General features: G+C 34.9%; 14 protein-coding genes. 3 read left to right on the forward strand and 11 right to left on the reverse strand.

Features of this window, described 5'->3' with window-relative positions; genetic code table 11:
• Positions 1-376: 376 nt before the first annotated feature.
• From ACO6FI_RS10280 to ACO6FI_RS10290, 3 genes are all read left to right on the forward strand, one after another.
• A complete protein-coding gene (locus ACO6FI_RS10280) occupies positions 377-712 on the forward strand; it encodes a hypothetical protein (protein ID WP_124953078.1) in 336 nt (111 codons plus the stop codon).
• Positions 713-838: 126 nt separating this feature from the next.
• Complete coding sequence (locus ACO6FI_RS10285) at positions 839-1207, forward strand: plasmid mobilization protein (RefSeq protein WP_485457258.1); 369 nt, start codon at positions 839-841, stop codon at positions 1205-1207.
• Complete coding sequence (locus ACO6FI_RS10290) at positions 1207-2577, forward strand: relaxase/mobilization nuclease domain-containing protein (protein WP_485457259.1); 1371 nt, start codon at positions 1207-1209, stop codon at positions 2575-2577. Before ACO6FI_RS10285 ends, ACO6FI_RS10290 begins: the two co-directional genes overlap by 1 nt.
• 133 nt (positions 2578-2710) lie before the next feature.
• Here ACO6FI_RS10290 and ACO6FI_RS10295 read toward each other — a convergent pair whose 3' ends face one another.
• The 11 genes from ACO6FI_RS10295 to msrA all read right to left on the reverse strand — a co-directional run bounded on the left by ACO6FI_RS10295 (position 2711) and on the right by msrA (position 22229).
• Positions 2711-3187, reverse strand: coding sequence for a conjugal transfer protein (locus ACO6FI_RS10295; RefSeq protein ID WP_485457260.1), 477 nt, complete (start codon positions 3185-3187; stop codon positions 2711-2713).
• Positions 3188-3340: 153 nt separating this feature from the next.
• The gene (locus ACO6FI_RS10300; RefSeq protein ID WP_485457261.1) at positions 3341-3853 is read right to left on the reverse strand and encodes a hypothetical protein; all 513 of its coding nucleotides are present in this window, start codon (positions 3851-3853) and stop codon (positions 3341-3343) included.
• Between the two features lie 235 nt (positions 3854-4088).
• Positions 4089-5045: a single-stranded DNA-binding protein gene (locus tag ACO6FI_RS10305; RefSeq protein WP_485457262.1), complete on the reverse strand. Its 957-nt coding sequence runs from the start codon at positions 5043-5045 to the stop codon at positions 4089-4091.
• A 113-nt stretch (positions 5046-5158) separates the two neighbouring features.
• Positions 5159-13342: a helicase-related protein gene (locus ACO6FI_RS10310; protein ID WP_485457274.1), complete on the reverse strand. Its 8184-nt coding sequence runs from the start codon at positions 13340-13342 to the stop codon at positions 5159-5161.
• Positions 13228-13686, reverse strand: coding sequence for a TnpV protein (locus ACO6FI_RS10315; protein WP_485457275.1), 459 nt, complete (start codon positions 13684-13686; stop codon positions 13228-13230). The genes ACO6FI_RS10310 and ACO6FI_RS10315 overlap by 115 nt, the downstream gene beginning before the upstream one ends.
• Positions 13687-15540: 1854 nt before the next feature.
• Positions 15541-16344, reverse strand: coding sequence for a conjugal transfer protein (locus ACO6FI_RS10320; protein WP_485457263.1), 804 nt, complete (start codon positions 16342-16344; stop codon positions 15541-15543).
• Between the two features lie 33 nt (positions 16345-16377).
• Positions 16378-16929: an NAD(P)-dependent oxidoreductase gene (locus tag ACO6FI_RS10325; protein WP_485457264.1), complete on the reverse strand. Its 552-nt coding sequence runs from the start codon at positions 16927-16929 to the stop codon at positions 16378-16380.
• Positions 16930-16932: 3 nt separating this feature from the next.
• Complete coding sequence (locus tag ACO6FI_RS10330; protein ID WP_485457265.1) at positions 16933-18654, reverse strand: DNA topoisomerase 3; 1722 nt, start codon at positions 18652-18654, stop codon at positions 16933-16935.
• Between the two features lie 127 nt (positions 18655-18781).
• Complete coding sequence (locus tag ACO6FI_RS10335; protein ID WP_485457266.1) at positions 18782-20113, reverse strand: AAA family ATPase; 1332 nt, start codon at positions 20111-20113, stop codon at positions 18782-18784.
• A gap of 326 nt (positions 20114-20439) precedes the next feature.
• A complete protein-coding gene (locus ACO6FI_RS10340) occupies positions 20440-20793 on the reverse strand; it encodes a cupin domain-containing protein (RefSeq protein WP_034215265.1) in 354 nt (117 codons plus the stop codon).
• A 2-nt stretch (positions 20794-20795) separates the two neighbouring features.
• Positions 20796-22229, reverse strand: a complete 1434-nt coding sequence (gene msrA / locus ACO6FI_RS10345) for a peptide-methionine (S)-S-oxide reductase MsrA (protein ID WP_034215267.1) — start codon at positions 22227-22229, stop codon at positions 20796-20798.
• Positions 22230-22420 lie beyond the last annotated feature (191 nt).

Raw genomic sequence — 22420 nt, forward strand, 5'->3', positions numbered from 1 at the left:
TATCCCTTATCTGACTACGATAGTACCACATATACAGAATATTTTCAAGTTTTTTTAATATAATTTACATCTATATTACAATACATAAAATGGCATTAAAGCTATGGTTAGTTGTACTGATTTTCAGCCATAAACTCTATTAGTAAACTCTATTAGCAAGCACAGTAAGTGCATATGCACTTACGAAAAAATGGACTTTAGTGTTCCACAATGGAGCTGCTATTTTCGTCCATTTTGCTTGCTGGGGAAATCCCCAAACCCCTGTAAAAAATATAAAAAATATAAAATAAGCAGAAAATCTTTACTTATATTTTATCTTGATTTATAATATAGCTAGTATCAATTATCACACAATATCAAAAAGGAGGAACGGCGTTTGAACATATTTAGAGAACTAAAAAATTTAGCTTTAGAAAAAATAAATGAAGGCAAATTGTCCTATACTTTCGGAGATTTAAATTTTCAATTTTATGAAAGTAATGTGTGTGAATTTAATATTTCTACCATTACAGCAGATTTCCCTGTAATAAAATTTGAAGAAAGAAGCGATGAAATATTTACAGTTGCTGTTGCAGAAAAAAATGGAACTGAGGAAATATTATATGCAAAATCAAAGCAATTCCAAATGGATGACAGTATAACCACTTTATTACGATATTTTGATTATGGAAAAGATATAAATATTGTCGTCGGAGATTTATTAAAGTTGTAAATCAGGAGTTTTCTTGACAAAGAAATATAAAAATAAATGAAACCTGTATATCAAGTTTGTGCTTGATTTTACAGGTTTTTTCTTTTGTAAACTTTTAAATACATCTATGAATTTGGAGGTTATAATATGGCAAACAGAACAAGAAATAACGGAATATACCTTATGCTTTCCGATGATGAACTTAAAATTTTAAACAAAAAATATGAGCTCTCCGGTTGTAAAACCTTGCGTCAGTTTATTATGAAATGCATCCTTGGCAAGGATATTTTTGTATTGGATATGACAGTTTTTAGGGAACTTTCCGCAAGTATAGGTAGAATAACTGGCAGCATAAATCAGATTGCAAAGCGGGTAAATTCCACTGCAGTGATTTATAAAGATGACATCCTTAATATACAAGAGCTACTAAAAAAGCAGGGAAAAGATATTTACTCTCTGCGAAAAAAACTATATGACCTTGGAAATTTAGAAACCATAAATACGGAGGAGATATAATGGCTGTTACAAAGATTCATCCCATAAAAAAAACTTTGCACTTAGCCCTAAACTACATCATGAATGCTGATAAAACTGATGAAAAAATCCTTATTTCCTCTTTTAACTGCAATCCTAAGCTGGCTCATCTTGAGTTTGAGCAGACAAAAAGAGAATGTAATTCCAAGGCAAAAATATTGGCAAGGCATTTAATTCAATCTTTCGCTCCCGGAGAAACCACTTCTGAGCAGGCACACAAAATAGGACTGGAACTATGCGAAAAAGTCTTTCAAGGAAAGTATGAGTATGTACTCACTACCCATATAGATAAGGGGCATCTTCATAATCATGTTATATTTAATAATGTAAGTTTTGTAACTGGTAAGGCGTATCAAAGCAACAAAAGAAGTTATCATCAAATCAGAACTGTCAGTGATGAGCTTTGTAAAGAAAACGGTTTATCTGTCATTGATGAAAACTATAAAAAATTCAAGAACAGATATTCCACAAATGGTAAAAGCTATATTGAATATATAGAATTTAATAAAGGCAGTTCTTGGAAAAACAGGCTTCAGCTTGCCATTGATAAAGCAATTCTAAAGTCCGGTACTTACGAAGAGTTTTTAAAAGCAATGGAAGATTTAGGATATGAAATTAAGATTGGAAAGTATCTTTCATTCCGCCATGAAGACAAAAAAGATACAGGAAGATTTACAAGAACAAAGGCAAATGTGCTTGGAGAAGATTATACCAAAGAGCGAATTAAAGAAAGAATTGAAGATCCAACCAAACAGCAGACTTATAATAAAGAACAGCTTTATGACAAACTCTCTTATAAAAAGCCGGATACTATTGTAAATATAAAGAACAATGAAAAGGTAAAATCCTCAAAAGGTTATGAAGTGTGGGCAGGTAAACATAACATGAAAACCATGGCTTCATCTTTAAACGAAATGAGAAAATATGGCATAAACACCTATGAAGAATTGGAATCAAAATTAAAGAAGGCGGCTTCAAACAGACAACAATTATTAGATCGGATAAAGCAAGCTGAACAGGAAATGAAATCCATATATTCTGTGATAGAAAATAAAAACACCCTTTCTAAAAATCAGCTGATCCATGACATATATATTGAAGATAAGGAAAATAACGCATTTTATGAAGAATACAAGCCACAGATTATTGCCTACGAAATCGCCTTAAAAGAACTTGAAAAATCAGGATACCGTACATTAAGTATTCCGGAACTGTCAGATAAATATACTGTTTTGGAACAGAAAAAAATTAACCTTATGGAAGAATACTCCTATCAAAACTTCATGCTCCACGATCTTCAACAGGCAAAGAAAAATACGGATATATACCTTAACAATCATCTTGAAAAATAAAAGAAGGAGACCGCTCCTACCTGATTTTTGGTAGAAAGCAGCCTCCTTCTTTATAAATAACAGATTAGATAAACACAGGGGAAGACATTTTCTTAAACAAACCTAAATATCCCAGGAAAAACGGCAGGATTCTTTATAACTTGTCCATTTCTATAAGATAATCTTCCCTTCTTTTCCATACAACTAAAGAGATTATACCTATTATAATATAGTTTACCACCTGATTGGCTAAATCATTATTTAAAAGGGGTAGAAAATAAGATTTTTCATTTGTAATAAATCCATGTACTAAAATACAATACACTGTCATTGAGCTGAAAAACGATATAGCTAAATTAAGAATCTTTCCAATCAATCCAAATTTATCATGAATTAACTTGAATAAGACAGAATATAGCACTACAGCCACTATTGCCGCTAATATATCCCAAAAATATACGGCATATCCGGATGAAACCTTGACAGAAAAATAATGGTGAGTATAGTACCAACTTGCTATAAATACCGCAAGCTTATCCATCGCAAATAAGCTTATTTTTACAAATGTTGTTCCTACAAACAGGATAACTCCCAAATATAGTATAATTAAGGCTATAAAAATAACAATCATATCATTTCATCCTTTCTACTAAATAATTATACTACAATACTCCTATTCTTTTAGCAAATCTTTATTTGATATCAGGTCATTTCCTACAAGTGCTAACCCCATCTCACTTAACATCATCGCTTTAAATTCCCAATTCTTCAATTTAAACAATTTTTAAGATTCATCAAACACATCAAGATCTTCGTTATTCTTAGTAATCTTTTTGAGCAACATCATTTCAACCAAGTATAGTGCACCTAAAATATTCAAAATATTTTCCTGATTTGCATATCTTAAATTTTCAAAACGGTTATGCTTAAGACTAGTGAACGCAGTCCACCAACGTAATTTTTTACCAGGCTGACTTAGATTCCAATTGTAAAACGGTTCTATTTCTATGTCATATCCTATTAGTTCTATCTTAGTAGTAACTATCTCGTGATTATTTTTAAAAATATACTGTGCATAATCTGTAATTGATTTTCCGTCCTTCATACTATACTCACAAAACTCTTTGAAAATAGTATCCAATTCTGCTCCAGTAGCTTGAATAAGCAATGCATAACCATTGGAAAACGACTTATAATTACTCTTATGCAGTTCAACATATTCCAGAGATTCCAAAAATCTCTTTTCTAGGAGTAAATAATATCGCCAATATTTCTGCATCATCTCCAACCTGTTCATTTGTACTTTCTCCTTCACCTTATCTTTTGCTGCAAGTGTATCATACATCAAAAAATTTTTGTAGACAAAATTATAACTATATAGATTATGAATATAATACATTGACTGCATTCCATCCAATAGCAAATTATTCATTAACGGAATATGGAGATCATCCCCCCCTGATATATTGCCATAATTTTTTTTGATTAAATTAATAGTATCGTTGAAAATATGTATGCCTATCTCCTTATTTTTATCTTTCTAATCCTTTTTTACTTTTCATATTCACTTGTTCTTTTGATCTGCTATCCGTTTTTTCTTTATAATCATTCAGTTTTTTTAGTGTTGAAGGCTTCTCTTTTGTATCTTGAGATTGTCCTCTGGCTTTTAACAGCTTGGCGGAATATACCTTAAAGTTTGTATATTGCTTTCCATTCTTTCCAATACTAAGCTTTTCTTTTCCTGAAAGTGAAACAAAATCCCCTTTTTTAAAGTCCTTTACTGCTTGAACCTGCTCATTATAAGCAAAGCAATTCATAAACTTTACATTCCCCATTCCGTCATTTTGAGCGATAGAAAAACTTGCAACTCTGAAATCCTGTCCCTCATTTGACCTTAGATCCTTTATTTCAACATCTGCGGTAAGATTGCCTTTGATATACTGCTTTCCTTGGTCATTATTATCTTTCAGACTTGTATTTTCCTGTGTTTGGTATTGCTCGTTTTCACTTATTTCTTCTTTGCTTTTTTCTTGAATGCCTGCATCTTTTTCTATCTCTTCCTGCTTTATATCTTTCGCTGTCTTGAGGTCTTCATCAATAAAGTCCATAAACCTTTCATCAATCAACCCCATATAAGAGTCATTCATATAGTTGTCATAGGCATTATCCAGTATGTCTTCATTATTTATATCTGTTTCCAGTGATATTATTCCCTTAATAAAATCACTATGGTTATACTCTGCCAGGAATGATAGCGTTTCTTTCATACTTTCAAAGCTGTTGTTTTGCATGTTTGAAATACTTTTTAAATCGTTTGCATATCTTCCGTTTATCCACTCAAACTTGCCGTTTTCTTTATTCTCTTTAATTCCTGATGCTATGACAAATTGTTCTCCTGAAAATAATACTGCCTGATTTTTCTTTACATCCAATACCGTTGTATATTCTCCCAGTGCTGTTTTAATAATATCTCCTTTTTTTAAGTTCATAAATTCCTCCATTTCTGTCTTTATACTTTATTTTTCTATTAAAGATTGAGAAAAGAGTACCCCTAAAAGATACTCTCTTCCCATATCTTCATATGATATTTTTTATCTGAATCCTACCTTGCCTCCTCAAAGTATTCCAACTGATTTTCCCTTGCACCTGTTTGACTGATTTGTTCCTTATACCCGTTTAATTTATCTACTACAGAGTTTCTATCCCTTTTATTAAGATCTCCGATACTTTGTACCTTGCTATCTCTAAAGTCGGCATCATACCTGTCCGCTACACCGTCCAAGTCCGTATCTTTTTCTAACGGATCATAGAAATTTCCCTCATCATCAATTTCAAGCCCCAGTACCTCTTTTAACTTTTCTTCATCCACATAGATAAGCTCATTAAAATCCCAAAAACCTATGCTTGCCTTTATCTGCACAAGCTCACTTCTATCACTTGCATCAAGAGGATCATAGGTGTACTGAAAGCTGTTCACTAAAGTATTATCAACATAGGTATTCATTTTATAATTGATTAAATCAAGGCTTGTCTGTATTTCATGCTTTTCATCAGGCGTAGTCGTATAAGCAAGCCCTATGTCGCTTAAATCAGGAAACAAAGTATCAAAATCCTCTATACTATGATTTTCCTCATACTCCTTATTTAAGAAATGAATCAATTCTTCTTTTACCTCTTCAAGTAATGAATTTTTCCCTTCTGTTACTGCTTCTTTTTGCCCCATATCTAAAAGATTATTTACCTCAGCAAGCCTTAATGTCTTTTCTTTTAGAAGCTGCGCCTGCGAAAATTTTTTTCCGATTTCAAGTTTTGCGGTTTCAAGTTGACTTTCAGTATCGTTAAGCTTGCCTAAAGTTTGCTCCAGTCTCTCAGGCATTTTATCAAGGACATTATCCATTCTTGTTATATTTCCTATACCGTCCGCTCCAAATTCACCATAATGATTCTCTTCGCCTTTTAGATTAAATTTATACTGATTGGAAAAACTGTCATAGTATGCAAATAAATCAAAGTTTCTGTACTCTCCGATTTTTACTTCTTCCGACTTAAAATCATCCGTCTTTTTTATGCTTTTTATCTTGCTGATTAAAAATTCTCCGGCTTGTCTTTTATCCGTATATTTTTTGCTGCCAAGAATAATAGAAGTGAATTTTGATACTGCTTCTTTATCCGACTTTTTCTCTGTTTCTATTGAATTTTCCCCTACATTCTCCAAACTTGACTGAATATATACTGCCTTATCTGTATTTTCTTCTCTATATGGCTCTACTGCTTTTATATCTTTTTTCAGATTTTCTATTTTATTTTTTAAATTTTCTATTTCTTTAGGGTAAACCTTTACCACCTTATCCTCAAGTTTATACAGGTTTGACTTGAAGTTGGACTCAAGCATTTTTAGCTTGGATACCTCCACATCAAGATCCATCTTCTCACGAATTAAAGGATTACCTGTAGCAAGTGCCTTTATTTCAGCATAATTTAATGTAGCCTCATCCACATCTTCTGCAACTCTTACCGGTGTTTTACTTGTCATTATCTGTGAAATATACTTTTGTTTATTTTCAAGTGTTTGGAAAAGATAAGCATCAAAGGTGTTTTCAGTTACATATCTGAAGATATAAACATCCTTATTTTCATTTCCCTGTCTTACGATTCTTCCGGCTCTTTGAGAAAGATCCGCAGGTCTCCATGGGACATCAAGATCATGAATGGCAATGAGTTTATCTTGTGCATTGGTTCCTGCTCCCATCTTCTGTGTGGAACCTAAAAGCACACGAATTTCTCCTTTCCTTACCTTATCAAAGATAACATCCTTTTCTCTGTTGTTGTTTGCATTATGGATAAATTCAATTTCCCCTTCAGGGATACCCATTACTATAAGCTTGTTTTTGATATCATCATAAATATTAAACTCGCTTGAGGGTGTAGACATATCACAAAAGACAAGCTGAGCCGACCTTTTATCTGCATATTTATCCCATATGCTGAAGATATTTTTTACACAAGTATTTACCTTGCTGTTCTCATCATCGGGAAGTAAGGGATTTATAAGCCTCTGATCAAGTGCCATCTTCTTTCCGTCATTAGTAATAAGCAGCATATTATCGACAGAGGAATCCACCTGTTTTGCTCGAACCTTATCCGCTCTTTCAGAAAAAGACTCCAATATTTCCTTTTGCTCCTCGGTAGGCTTTGTCTTTATGGTTTCAAAATGTGCATTTGGAACGGGAAGATTTAATACATCCGCCGTTTTTATATCCATGAACTGCTTAACCATGTTCATAAGCTCCGGGAGGTTGTAAAACTTTGAAAATCTTGTCTTACTTCTATATCCGTTCCCTTCAGGATTAAGCTCTATTGCCGTAACCGTTTCTCCAAAGGTAGATGCCCACGAATCAAAGTGCTGAAGGTGCATTTTTTTAAGTCCGTCATACTGAAGATACCTTTGCATGGTATAAAGTTCAGCCATACTGTTGCTAACCGGAGTTCCTGTTGCAAAAACAACTCCCTTACCACCTGTTATCTCATCCATATATCTGCACTTCATAAGCATATCACTTGACTTTTGCGAATCCGTTGCACTGATTCCTGAAACATTTCTCATTTTTGAAAACAGGTACAGATTTTTATATGAATGGGCTTCATCCACAAAAAGCTTATCAATTCCCAGTTCCTCAAAGGTTACCACATCATCTTTTTTATAATCATCATTAAGTTTCTTTAATTTTGCTTCCAGACTTTTCTTTGTCTTTTCAAGCTGCTTTACACTAAATCTTTGATCCCTGTCTCTTTTATACTCTCCGATAAATTCCACGATCTCATCGATTTGACTTTTAAGTTCATACTCCTGTCTTTCCTTTGAAATCGGGATTTTCTCAAATTGACTATGACCTATAATCACCGCATCATAGTCTCCTGTCGCAATCCTACTGCAAAATCTTTTCCGCTTGTCCGGTGTAAAGTCCTTTTCCGTAGCACAAAGTATATTGGCTGCCGGATAAAGCTCGTTAAACTCACGCCCGAACTGTTCCACGATATGATTTGGAACTACAAACATGGCTTTAGAACTCATCCCAAGCCTTTTAGACTCCATCGCAATTCCTATCATCTCAAAGGTCTTTCCCGCCCCTACTTCATGTGCAAGCAGGGTATTCCCTCCAAAAAGTCCCCTTGCTATTGCATCTTTTTGATGTGGTCTAAGCTTAATTTCAGGATTTATCCCATCAAAAGGCAAATGGCTTCCGTCATACTCCCTTAATCGAAGGGAATTAAATCTTTCATTATATTTTTTCACCAGTCTGTTTCTTCTGTCCACATCCTCAAAGATCCAATTTTTAAATTCTTCTTTTATAATTTCCTGTTTACTCCTTGCAAGCATGGTCTCTTTTTGATTTAGAACTGATGTTTTTCTTCCATCCGAATCAATTATCTGGTCATATACTTTAGTATCTCTAAGATTTAGACTATCCTCTATAAGCTTATATGCACTCACTCTGCTTGTTCCATATGTGAAATTAGCCAGGTCGTTATTTTTATCTGTGCTTTTTCCCTCTACCCTATACTCTCCCGTAAAATCAGTATATTTAATATCTATATTCCATCTGTTTGATGCGGAGGTCTTTAACAGATTAAACATAAAGCTCTTATAGTCTTTTTCAGGTATCCATGTAGAACCCATCTTGACAGTTATATCACTTGCTTCAAGAGTTTTCGGCATTACTTCTTCTAACTTTTTCTTTTGATAATTAAGAGCTGATAATTCCTGTTTTAATACCGAAATTTTCTCTGTTATTTCTGATTTATGTGATAATTCTTCCTGCTTGGATCTTCCCCCGTCAATACCCGATTGTAATACCTGAGGCTTATCTAACTCCTCTTTATTTTTATTAACTTCATAATCTATATTTTTTATATATGCGTCTACTACTTCTATTTTCTCTCTGATATTACCTGATAAGTATTCATCTGCACTGACATAATTTCTTGAAAAATCTCCCAAATCTTTGGCTGATAAAAAAGGAGTGATATCACTTGGCTCAAAACTGTCAAGATTTAGGAATATCTCTCCTTTTAGTCCTTCTATCAGCTCTTTTCTTATATTTCCTGTAAGCTCCTCCATATACTCAAAGTTTACATTCCCTTTTTGAGATATGGAAAGAATCAGTGCTTCGCTTAAGCTATCCGTATGTTCAATTACCATAGCTTTTTTAATAGTTCTTTTTGTAAAAATGTCAGACTTACCGAGAAAGTTCCCCTCTTTATTAAGGTTTTCCAAGGTGGATACTAAAGAATAATTGGCATCTTCCTGCAATAATCTTTTATTTGCCCTTGAATTAATCAGTCCATATTTATTAGAAAAATCATCATAAAGCTTATTTAATCTCCCCTGTAAAGCTTTTATTTCCTCTTCCGGATAATCTTCCTTTTGATAGGTAATTACTCCTCTTAACGCTTTTTCTATTTCAAGATATGCCCCTATCTTCTCCTCATCAGCTTTATTTAAAAGTACTCTTTGCATAATGGAGTTTTCTCTAAAGTACACCTTATCTTCAATCACTGCATAGGAATAATTTTTAACATTGTCATCAGCCGGAAGTGTTTCTGTTTCAAGTTCCTCATTTAACTTCGCCTTTTCATAAGTGCCTTTGATATTTTTAATTGCATCCTCAAGCTGTTCTTTTATTGATTTACCTTCATCTGCAATGCAAGCAAGAGCGGTACCGAACCTGCCCGGTACTTCCTGCATACTACCAAGTACCATTTCAGGATTATCTACAAAGTATTTATTATAGCTTAGTCCCTGCCTGTTCTTATCAAGCTTAATCCAGTCCTCATCTATTTTTAACAGCCTGTCTCTTTTCTTTAAGAAAATAATATCACTTGTAACCTCTGTACCGGCTTCACCTTTAAATGTATTATTCGGCAGTCTTATAGCTCCCAGAAACTCTGCACGCTCACTTATATATCTTCTTATATCCTCATTTCTTTTATCCATTGTGCCTGATGAAGTTATAAAAGCAATTATTCCTTTGCTACGCACCTTATCCAGTGTTTTGGCAAAAAAATAATCGTGAATAAGAAAGTTGTTTTTTTCATACTCACGATCGGATACCCTATACTCTCCAAAAGGTACATTTCCTACAGCTATGTCAAAAAGATTATTTGAAAAAGCAGTTTCTTCAAAGCCTTTTACCTGAATGTTTGAATTGGGATAAAGCTTTTTAGCAATCTGCCCGCTGATACTGTCAAGCTCTATACCGTAAAACTTTGAGTTTTGCATTGACTTTGGTAGGTTTCCTATAAACCTTCCCGTTCCCATACTTGGCTCTAAGATATTTCCACTCTCAAATCCCATATCGGATAAAGTATGATAAATAGCATCTATTACTACCTTAGGTGTATAAAAGGCGGTAAGCGTACTTTCTTTAGCAGCCTCATACTCTAACTGTGATAGGTTTTCTTTTAAGAACATCCTTGCTTCCTGCCACTGACCTCCCCGCTCTTCATCAAATACATCTGAAAGTCCTCCCCAACCTACATACTTGCTTAAAATATCCTGCTCTTCTTTACTTGCATTTCTATTTTCTTTATTAAGTCTCTTTAGTACCTTTATTGCCTCAATGTTGTTTTTTAATCGCTCTGAGGGTGGTAGGACTTCATCTTCTCTTGTTATCCTGTAATTTGCAGGTATAATGTTTTTTGTATGTTCTCTACCTGTATATACATCTTCTTGTTTTAATGTTTCACTTAAAGATTCTTTATTTAAGACAGGTAAAGCTTCTTTATCTACACTTTTCTCTGGTGATTTTTCTTCTGTGGAAAGTATCTCAAAGTCAAGTTCGTTTTCATTTCTAAATGTCAGGATCTCACTTCCTGTAACAAAGCCGCTAAGATACTCTTCATTATCATCCAATTTTATTGTTTTACAGTTTCCATAATCACTTATTTCTGAAATCAGGTATTCCTTTCCTTGATATCTTACCTGCATACCTTCTTTAAAAATCGGCTCATTTACATTTTCTTGTTCATTTGCCTTTTTAATCTGTTCATTTATATAACCTGTAAGAAGTACATTTCTATGGTTATCATCAAGCAAGTAAGAGAGGTTTTGAAGCATTTCATGATAACTTTCATACTCGATTGCACGATTAGAATTAAGCATATATCCATTGTATCTCAGGTTTTGCTTTAGCTGTCTGTTTTTCATATCTAAAACAAGCTCCGCTTCATATCCGACTTTCCCGTCTATTCTGTTCGTTATATGCTCCGGTGCTTTTAATTTTCCTTCATCTACAGTCTTTTTAAGCAAAATAAATTCTTCATTTTGATAGTTATACTGATACCCTCCGGCTTCTTTTTCCTCTTTAAAAGTTAGAGCAGATATAATCTCATTCTTATCCCTAAGCTCTAATGCCTTTTCATTTTCTTCTTCAGCTAAATTAACTTGTATTTCACTTTCTTTGTTACTATGGGCAGTATTTTGATATACTTCATTTATTATCTCCTGACTTGGTGTTATGTTTTCATAAAGATAGGCAAACTCTCTTTTGTTTGCTTCATTACCGTCCCCTACATCCACTCTGTAATGTTCTTTTACTTCGCTGTCTACGATATGGTCAAAATAAAACTTTGAATACCCTAACCACTCATCTGTCATTTTCCCATACTTATCTTTGCCTACAGTTTCATTATGTATACTTACTTTTTCATCCAGTTCTTTTATTTCATTAAGAATATCCTTTGTAACAATCATACCTGTATAATCTTTTTCAGTCAGACTTGATTTTTCATGAAATTCCACCACCCAGTAATTATTTGGGGGTTGCTCTTTATATGATGTATTTTGATTTAAGATATTTTCTGTGCTGAAGCTCTTTTCTCTTTCTATTTGCAACTCATAGATTTTTTCAGCTTCTTCATAAGATACTTCTCTTTCATCCTGAATTAAAAGTATTTCTTCTTCCCTTTGTATATCCAGATCAATGGCGGTAGCATTTTCTTTATCCGTTATATCCTCTTTTTCCGGATTTGAATATTCTGTTTCTATATTTTCTTCTTTTGATTTTGGCTGTTTTTGTATACCGAATGTAATATCCTTACTTTCATATCTGTAATTCTTTATTAGGTTTTTAACCCTTACTGCAACCTGATTCCAGTTAAGTATAAGCTCCAGAGAGTTTCCCTTTTTAAGACCTATTCCCTTAGCATCATGCCATTCACTGCTTTCCATATTTCCTGATAAAGCATGAGTTCTTCCACCTGTGCCATACTCATTTTTTAAAAACTCCGCCTGCTCTGAAAGTGTATGATTTTCTCTAAAAAAGTCGGCAATACTTTTTTCTCCTCCTGAAATACCGCTTCCTTTCCTTAAATTTTCATCTATCTCATCTTCTGTGATAAATTCTTTTATCTTCGGTAATTCCATAAGACTGGAACTAAGTTCCTTCCTTGGTATCTCCAAATCATTTAACCTTTGTAAAATCTCATCCGGCTTATGAAAATGAAATATTAATATCCCCTTATTTTCCATATAGTCCTGTAAAAATATGCTGTATTCTTCTCTAAGTTTATTCCTAAATTCAGGACTTCTAAGCTTTTCTGTAAGTTCTTCGGTTTCATCAGGAAATCCTTGTTTTTCTGTTCGATCAAGAACCTGTAGGTAGTTTTCTTTTACATCATCTGCAAAATCTCTTTTTAAGTACCACAGCTTTTGGGCAAGTTCTTTTCTTTCATAGGAAAAAGCTTCAACCATCTCAACATTGGTTGCATATTCGCTGCTTTCAATAAGCTCTCCTATACGCTTTGAAGCATCAGACCATGATAAAATCTGCATCGGATTTTCTTTTGATGAAATATCATTGGATAAGTAGATTCCTTCTTTATCATACCATGCACAAACCTTGTTTCCGTCTACTCCATAGCCATTTCCGCCTCTAAAACTGCTTTGAAGGAAATCAGCTAATTCTTCTATACTTTTTCCTTTAGAATACTCAGCCAAAACCTTTAATCTTAAATTCTCTTCATTCCCTCCATAAATTAAAACAGTATCTATTTCTTTTTGCTGTAGGGGCAAGTTAAATCTTACCTGACCGCTTTCATTCTGGGCAAAAGAAAAAGAAGTCTTATTGACTTCCCTTTCACTATCTCTGCTGTTTGATTGTATTTTTCTATCTATGCCCAGACTATCTGTTCCAATACCATCCTCGTTAATGTCATATCGAGATTTTTCTTCAGTCCCGTATATTGCAGAAATTCTTCCGACTTCAGTTCTTTTGTAACCCCCCAAGCCTCCATCATTTTCGGCTCCTCCTTCTCCAAAAATTCCTGTACCTGCTCCTCTATATTTAGAAGATGCTCCATCAATGTCCCTCTGTAATACATGCTCTGATACTGATTCTCCCTGTTTTCTTTCAGGAATTTGAGCCTCTCTCTGCCAAATCTGTTCAGCCTGCTCTGATCTACTATCTTTGGCATCTTGATATTCGGTATCAAAACTTCCTCTCCGTCTTCCATCTTCTCCAAACTGTAGGTTCCCCCCTGTTTCTCGAATAGGTTCTCCTTGATTACCGGGATGTAGGTTTCTTCCTCCAAAAGATATTCCCTGTCCGCCAGTATTACTGTTTCTCTCATCAGTCAAGCCTCCTTTATTTTCTTCATTATTTATTGTATCGGTACTTTTAACGGTTTCGTTTACAGTATTATTATAACGCTTCTTGTCGGTCTTTGTCTGCTCCTTTATCTCTATTTCTTTAAGTTTTTCTCTATCACCTATCCTCCCTATTTCTCTTCCGATAGCCATAAGTATTTCCTTTGAAAGTAAGGAGATTTCTCCAAGGAGGCTGTCAATATCCTGTCCATGCTTAATCCCTGATACTGTTTTCAGTTTGCCCTCATCAACAGGAATACCTATATACATTCTTTGTGCCAGTGAAACCTTTATGGATTCTGTGATAAATTGCATCAGTTCTACTTTGGTATAACTTTTAAGTGTATCATCCGTCAGCATATCAAAGATGGCATATATCCTTTTCCTAACATATAAATCTATAAGAGCGTTTATCTTTTCTTCCTGTGAAAAAAGCAGCCTGCTGTTTCTTTCTTTAAAGTTGTCAATCAGTAAATCAATAGCCAAAGCATGCTTCTCGGGTTCATATTTCCACAGTTTTACTTCATTGATCTTATTTCCTATACTGACTGTTTGGCTGACATCAAATACATACTTTACCTTTGGTAGTCTCATGCTTAAATCAAGAATCGGTATTCCCTTTTCTCCTCTTTTTACACTTCTTCCAAGTTTTTTCCAAAAATCATACTCCGCACAGGCAGTTGCTCTCTTGTAGGTACTGTAAATACTTAACTGGTGCATATATGAGTATTTATAGTTGTTTCCCATTGTCTTTAGAAAATCTTTGTAGGCACTTACATCCCTTCTTATTTCCTCTAACGAGTGAGATAAAATATCACCGATTTTTTCAGTTGAATATCTTGGCATCTTTCCCTCCTTCTTATTATTTTCAGTCTCTTCTTGCTTTATATCTTTTGCAATATCAGCCTTTTCTTTATTCCAATCATAAAACTTTCTTATTCCGTTCATTGCCCTGTCTGCAATATAGTGTATATAGTCTGTACTACCTCGCCTTTTATACCACTTGTTTCTTTTAAGTCCGCCTCTTTCCATAAGGCTGATTGACGCTTCCACATCTGCGGTGTAATAAAGCAACCTTCCAAGCATAAAAAAATCAGCCTCAGATTGGCTGTTAAAATAGTTTTGATAATTCCCGTTATATATTTGTCTTAGATCTTCTCCGCTATAGTTAAAGTATCCCCTATTAAAAAGTATGTTAAGAATATCATTTTGCGAGAACCTGTTTTTATAAGCCAAACTACTTGGATTTAGATTAATCCTACCCGCTTTGCCTTCTACGGAGTCTATACTTGGCATATATGTTTTATAAAGCGGCAACAGCTCCTGATTGATATTTACTATTTTACTTCTGTCTTTATCCTTTAATATATTCCCGGTTATCGTAAAAAATCTGTCCCTATCATAAATTTCAAGGTTTTTATATCGCTTCCTTTCTCCCGGTACTTTACCCTTTCCTATAAAATGCAATCCTGTTTTTGACGGAGAGATTTCCGCATAGGTGTAAATCCCTCTTAGAAAATCTGCTGTCATGGAAGCAGCATTAAAGTCCATACTGTATTCCATTATTTCATCACTTACCTTATCTATATCAATTCCGATATACCCGTCCCCTAAGAAAAATCCCAAGCCGGTTCCTTGATTTTTACATAAAGCATCCATGCAATCATCAAAACTGTGCCAAGTTTTTCTATCATTTGACTTGGCAGGTTTTCCGTTTGGCATAATAGGCATTTTTGTGTTTTTTCCGTCTCTTACAATGATTTTATAAAGACACCATCTTTTCTCTCGCTTTAATTCATCAGGAATATTTTTATATTTGATAAGGTCGTCTTCTTTCATTATATTTCCATTCCCTTATCCTTTTTTACTGTCTTTTCTCCTTTCACATTTTCTTCCTGCCTGATCTTTTGCTGATTTTCTTTAAGTGTTTCTAATACGGAAGGTTTTCTTTCCATACTTTTAGGCTTTTTCTCATTGCTTTTTTGAATATTTGTACCTTGCCTTTCACCTCCATTTCTCACAGCTGTTTTTTCACTTGACTTAATGTCTTTATTTTCATTATCCGGTTGACTAATCTCTTCCTTATTTCCCTTATTTAATTTTTCCTCATCCTTTTGTATCTCTTTAGATAAGGTATCCAGTTTTTCAAGACAGTTATTAAGCTTCTTTTGCTGCTCCTTTATAAAACTTTGCATTGAGTTTACAAGTCCCTTTACAATTCCTATTTTCATCTCAACAAACTTTTCCTGTGCCTTCGTAAGGTTATAGGTAAGTTGATGTTTCATGCTGTCATAAAGATTTTTAATACTTCCTACCGCCTTTTCCTGAAGATTAATAAGAGATTTTCCTACTGCCCTAATATCCTTGGCAATAAGTGAGCTAAGGCTTATATTATCTATTTCATTAAGTCTTTTGATTTCCGCCTTAAGACCTGTTATTTCATCTTTAAGTGCCTTTAACTCTTCAATATTTACATCAAAGTCATTATTTTTTAGCTCTTCTTTAAGCTCCCCGGCAATTTTAAGTTGTGTATCCGTATTATCTTCTAAAAAGTCGGCTGTTTTTGTATATTCTTTTTTGATCTCATTTATAACTTCCTTGGCCTGTTCTTCCTGTCTTTGAATGTTTTTATTATCGTTCATTTCATCCTCCTTAAATTCTGTTCTTTATTGTTTTTATAAGATCCATTGTAGTTGCGTAATTCCTGTATAACCTACTTCCCATATAAACCATGCAAATGCAATAGCATTGCTTTTATACTTTTCAAACTCGGCATTTTTAGCACAGTTAAGTCTTTTGGAAAATACATATACCTTTTTTATAGGATATTTTTTAAATAACTCATATCTTTTTTGTCCCTCCAAAAATGCTAAGCGAAAAAGCATTGCAATCTTTACTTTCGGGACAGATATTTCAAGGGCGTGTTTTAGAAATTCATCCGCACAAAAATAAGGCGGATTGGTTACTATGTCTAAGGTATTTTCCTTGATCGTAAAAAAATCCACCTCTCTTTTGCTTCCATATCCTCTGTAACAAATATCTTCAGCTTTTACCCTGTATCCATGCTCTCCCGGTACTTTTCCGATATGCCCCTGACCGCAGGCAGGCTCATATATTGTTTCTCTGAAATTTTCTCTTATTAAAAGCTCCTTTGTTGCTCTTTTATCTGTGGCATAAAAATCCAAGACCTCTCTGTCTTTATCAAGTTTCATCAATGTATCAAACATAGATTATCTTTCCTGATACTTGGCAACGGTTTCTTTTATCTCAGTTTCAATACCTGATAAAAATGCTTCATTTGATGCTTTACCCAGTGCTATATCAGATAAGTCCATTTCCCACTTTGCTGTTGTTTTAGCCGACTTAAAGTTATCCTCCACTATCTCTATAAGAGCTTTTCCTTTTTTGGTTGCAATAAGATTTTTCTTATCTCTTTCTATAAAATCCTTGGAAATCAGATTTTCTATAATACCTGCTCTTGTTGCCGGCGTTCCAAGTCCCCTTCGCTCAACCTCAATTCCCTTTTGCAGTGCATCATTACCTGCAATCTCCATAGCCTTAAGAAGAGTATCCTCTGTAAAATGCTTTGGTGGTGTCGTATATTTTTCTTTTATCTCTTTATCCTTGATTTTAAGTACATCTCCCACATTTAAATCCGGTAATACAACATCTTCATTTTTCTTTGAACCGTACTGTTTAAGATATTTTGTAAAACCTTCATCTGTAATAACCTTACCGTTTGCCTTAAATTCAAATACATCACCCTGACTTTCATATACAGCAACAATCTTTGTCATATTTTCAATTAGGGGATAGCCTGCACTTGCATGGAGTTTATTTAAGATAAGTTTATATATTTTTCTTTCACTTTCAGGAATTGTGGACATATCTTCCTCTAAAGAACTTACTGTAGGTATGATTGCATGGTGATCCGTTACCTTAGCTGAGTTAAAAATAACTTTAATTCTTTCTGTATCAAAGTCATTTTTGCCAAGTATGTTGTTTACCGTATTTATAATCATATCTTTCGACAGATATCGGCTGTCCGTTCTAGGATATGTAATCATTTTCTTTTCATAAAGGCTTTGTGCATAGTCAAGTGTCTGTTTTGCACTGTATCCGAAGTACTTGTTACATTCTCTTTGAAGTGTTGTTAAATCAAACGGCAAGTCAGGCTTTGTTATCTTCTCCTTTTTCTCCACATTTCTTACTATGATTTTATTTCCTACCACATTTACTAAATCTTCTACGATTTCAAGACTGTCTATTCTGTCTGTTGAAAGAGTAAAACCGGTAAAATAAAGCTCGCCTATATAATATTTTTCTTTCTTAAAAATCGCTATTTCATCATCTCTTTTTACTATCATGGCAAGTGTGGGTGTTTGTACTCTTCCAACAGAATAATTTTGATTGTAAATAAGGGAATAAAGCCTGCTCATGTTCATGCCGACAAGCCAATCCGCCTTACTTCTGGCAAGAGCTGATTGATATAGAGCTTCATACTCTTTTCCATCTTTTAACTGCTTAAAGCCTTCTTTAATTGCCACATCTTCCATTGATGAGATCCAAAGTCTTTTGATATTCTTTTTACAACCTGCCTGCTCGTACACAAGCCTGAAGATTAACTCTCCCTCACGCCCCGCATCACAGGCATTAATAACCTCTTCAACCTCTTTAGAGTTCATCAGCTTTTTAAGAGTATTAAACTGACCCCTAGTTGCCTTTACAACCTCGTACTTATACTTGCTCGGAATAATCGGTAAATCCTCCAATCTCCACTTACCGTACTTTTCATCATAAGCTGAAGGACTTGCCATCTGTATCAAATGCCCCACACACCAGCTTACAATATATCCACCTCCCTCATAGTATCCGTTCTGCCTGCCGGTTGCACCAATAACCTTGGCAATACTCATTGCAACACTCGGCTTTTCACATATCACTAAATTCATTTATAAATCCTCCTTTTTTTGCATGAAAAAAGGCAATCAGAGTTTTTCCTTCTGATTACCTTTTGGTTTTACTATTTATTTTAAAATATAGCATTCCAAAGCAGTACGATAAATTGCTTTAGTACATTTATGCTTTTACCTTATTTATTACATAATTCGATAATTCTTCGACACTTTGCTTTTCATTTTCTATTATATACTTAACAATAATTTCCACTAAATTTTCTCGATCCTTCCTCATAGATTTAACTTCATTTATTAAGACACCATACAATGATTTTCCATCGTTATCTTTAGCTTTGACCTCTTTTTGATATTGGTTCAATATATCTAACAGCGGTCTCTTTTGAAATAAATACGTATCTAGTAGAATAAATAATTTTTTATCCTTATCGCGCACTAGCTTGGAATATAAATACTTTTCTAAACTTGCTATAGGAAGAAAATCTACTTTTATACCAGAATATTGTTTATGCCTTGAAAAAAAATCTGGCACTTCATCCTTAATATCTTTATCAAGAACAACCGCTAACTTTGTTCCTTTTTGCAAAAGATTAGATGTGGTAACATCATATGCCATTGTAATTGTGTTGGTCCATCCACCTGTTGGAAGTATTTTAATGCGTATATTGTTAACTAATTGTTTCTCTAATAACAACTTTTCTATTATTAATTTTGCTAAATCATCCTCGACAAGAATTACCATATCATTCCCATATCCATCATCGCCATATAAATTACGTGTAGCGTACGCAGGATAACAGGGATTAGTAACCATGATATCATTATCCCAAAATGAAGATAAATAAAATATATTTTGAGCTTTGATTTCTCTCAATAAATCAATTGAATGTGTAGAGAAAAAAATTGATAATTCTAGTTCTTCTGCAATATGTTTCAAGAAAACAACTAAACGTCTCAATGCTGATGAATGCAAAGCCAACTCTATCTCATCTAAAAAAACAATGCAAGGATATTCATTGTTTTTTTTTCTTCTTTTGCGAACATATTCAAGGGACTGCAAAATGCTTAACAGTAGGTTCTCCCCAGTAGACATTCTAGGCTGACTAATAAATTGATTTCCTGCCTTTTTTATACAAAATGCCTCTCTTGTCAATCCTATATTTTTTGCAGAGTTTTTCTTAACCAAAAATAATTCTTTATAAAATTCTTCATCATTTTTTAGAATTTGCCCTAAATTTTTATAAACAAACTCTCGTGCAGGTTCAAGGTCATTTTTAGTCAAATTATCCAATTTGTTGATTGTAGATATATTTGTATCCTTAAATCGATTACCAAATATTATACTTCCTTCATAAAATCCGCTAATATTCATCCTATTTTTAGAAGATTGGCTTGTCCACACTTTACCATTACATTCCCAACTTCTTGTCATTTCATTTAACATAAAATTAATACTTGCATTCTCTGGTCTTCCAAAAAATTCAATCATTGGCATTTGATAAAACACGGATGATGCACATGAAATAAGAGTACTTTTCCCCGATCCATTTTCTCCAGTAATTGCATATATACCGGATCGTAATGGGAATTCAAAATCTAATAGTTTTATCCCTTTAATATTTGTATTTTCATCTTAAGCACTTGTTCGTTCATGTGTACTCTCTCCTCATTTCTTTTATATTTTCTATTTAGATTTGAAAATAATATATGATTTATTATTATAATTCATAATCTAAAACTAAAGTTTCAACTCTTCAAATTCTAATTTAACCATATCTTGCTAAACTTGAATTTATCAAAACACATTCAAAAAAATGTATTTCATTCGCCTATAGGATCATAATCTGCCGGAACCGGTGCAACGATACTCACAAAAACTATATCCTCTGTTCCTGTGTTCATTGCGCCGTGACATGCACCTTTAGGAGAAACGATAACCTGTCCTTTTTTTAAGGGAATCTCTTTATCCGGTTCGGGATAGAATATTCCTTCTCCCTGTAAAATGATCCAGATATCATCAGAATTGTGGTGACGGTGCTTCTGCAAGGTTTGTCCCGGTTTAATCACCCACACCAACCCTCCTGTAGATTCTGTTTGGTAAAAAGGTGTTTTCTTTGCAGCTTTTTTGTCTTCTTGTTTTACCATGTCCATTTCATAGATTCTTTTTTCTTCCATTGCTATATGCCTCCTTGTATTGATTTTTGATTATTCTTACTCAAAGAGCTTCCGATACTCCCCATACCCTTGTTCTTCCAGTTCATCGTAGGGAATGAATCTAAGAGCTGCCGAGTTGATGCAATAACGCAGCCCGCCGGACTCGCGGGGACCATCGTTGAACACGTGACCCAGATGGGAATCCGCGCCGCTGCTGCGCACTTCCGTCCGGACCATACCATGTGAAGTGTCCACGGCCTCAGTGACAGCATCTTCCGCGATCGGCCTGGTGAACGCCGGCCAGCCACACCCAGAATTATACTATACTTGTCCATGGATGTAAAGAGCGGTTCGCCGCTGACAATGTCGACATAAAGGCCCTTTTCAAAGAAGTCGTCATACTCGCCGGTGAAGGCGTACTCCGTGGCGGCGTGCTGTGTGACCTCAAAGGCCAAATCGCCGATCCGCACCCGAAGTTCATCTGCAGATTCTTCTGCGCTGTTTTGCTGAAGATCAAAGTAACTGCGCGGGATATGGCAGTAGCCGCCGGGATTCTTGTCCAGATACTTCTGGTGATACTCTTCTGCGGGGAAGAAGTTTTCCAACGGAAGCAGTTCAACAGCAAGCCTGGCTCCGGCTTTCTCTTCCTCCGCCCGATAAACCGCTTCGATTTCCGGAAGCTGGTCTTCTTCCGTATAATAGATCCCCGTCCGGTACTGGATGCCTCGATCATTGCCCTGTTTGTTTACAGAGAGCGGATCGATCACCATGAAATAGTAATTCAGCAAATCAGTCAGAGAAATTACAGCAGGGTCATAGTCGACCCGCACTGTCTCGGCATGCCCGCTGCTGTTACAGACGTCCTGATAGGTCGGAGCTTCGTCAGGTCCGTTTGCATAACCTGCTTCTGTTCGGATTACGCCGACAAACTGATCAAAGAACTTCTGCGTTCCCCAGAAGCAGCCGCCTGCAAGATAGATTGTTTTTATATTCTCCGGTATCTCCATAGTAGTTTCTCCTGTCACGATCTCTCCGGACCAGGTGTTGATCCCGCCGAATTCGTAGATGTTGGTATATCCCATGTCCGCAAGCTTTTGCGCTGCTTGCTTGGATCTGTTCCCGCTTCGGCAGTAAATCAGGATGATCTGATCCAGATCCGGGAGTTCTTCCGGCCGCTCCGCTTCAATGCTCTCATTTGGAATTAGAATTGCGCCAGGAATATGGCCTGCATCGTATTCATCTTGCCTGCGGGCATCTACAATCACATGCCCGTCATCCCGGGTCATCATCTGCTTTGCCATATCTTGATCGATCTGATGATAGCTCTCGACCTCTTGCACTGAACCGGCAGTATTTACCAAACAACCAGTCAGAAGAAAAATGGTCATCAAAATCAAAAACAACGGTCTTGGAACACCTGAGCGCCCTTTTTCTACTATTGCTCTCATCTTTTTCATTCTATGTTACCTCGGTAAATTCTAATTTGTTGACTACTTGTATCAAATACAAGCTACGTAGATATCATACTATATATAAACAAAAAAGAACATATATTCTTTATCCTTTTTTACTCATCATAATCCTCCTCATAGGCATCTATTGCCATATCATCCACTTCCTCCTGTTCCTCTTCCTCCGGTATTTCTTC

The sequence above is a fragment of the Lachnoanaerobaculum sp. genome, from assembly GCF_057250505.1.

What these genes read in the sequence shown, in the direction of transcription:
- ACO6FI_RS10285 (WP_485457258.1), top strand. Translation starts at nt 839, where the DNA reads ATGGCAAACAGAACAAGAAATAACGGAATATACCTTATGCTTTCCGAT.
- ACO6FI_RS10290 (WP_485457259.1), top strand. Translation starts at nt 1,207, where the DNA reads ATGGCTGTTACAAAGATTCATCCCATAAAAAAAACTTTGCACTTAGCC.
- ACO6FI_RS10295 (WP_485457260.1), bottom strand. Translation starts at nt 3,187, where the DNA reads ATGATTGTTATTTTTATAGCCTTAATTATACTATATTTGGGAGTTATC.
- ACO6FI_RS10300 (WP_485457261.1), bottom strand. Translation starts at nt 3,853, where the DNA reads ATGAACAGGTTGGAGATGATGCAGAAATATTGGCGATATTATTTACTC.
- ACO6FI_RS10305 (WP_485457262.1), bottom strand. Translation starts at nt 5,045, where the DNA reads ATGAACTTAAAAAAAGGAGATATTATTAAAACAGCACTGGGAGAATAT.
- ACO6FI_RS10315 (WP_485457275.1), bottom strand. Translation starts at nt 13,686, where the DNA reads ATGAGAGAAACAGTAATACTGGCGGACAGGGAATATCTTTTGGAGGAA.
- ACO6FI_RS10320 (WP_485457263.1), bottom strand. Translation starts at nt 16,344, where the DNA reads ATGAACGATAATAAAAACATTCAAAGACAGGAAGAACAGGCCAAGGAA.
- ACO6FI_RS10325 (WP_485457264.1), bottom strand. Translation starts at nt 16,929, where the DNA reads ATGTTTGATACATTGATGAAACTTGATAAAGACAGAGAGGTCTTGGAT.
- ACO6FI_RS10330 (WP_485457265.1), bottom strand. Translation starts at nt 18,654, where the DNA reads ATGAATTTAGTGATATGTGAAAAGCCGAGTGTTGCAATGAGTATTGCC.
- ACO6FI_RS10335 (WP_485457266.1), bottom strand. Translation starts at nt 20,113, where the DNA reads ATGCCAATGATTGAATTTTTTGGAAGACCAGAGAATGCAAGTATTAAT.
- ACO6FI_RS10340 (WP_034215265.1), bottom strand. Translation starts at nt 20,793, where the DNA reads ATGGAAGAAAAAAGAATCTATGAAATGGACATGGTAAAACAAGAAGAC.
- msrA (WP_034215267.1), bottom strand. Translation starts at nt 22,229, where the DNA reads ATGAAAAAGATGAGAGCAATAGTAGAAAAAGGGCGCTCAGGTGTTCCA.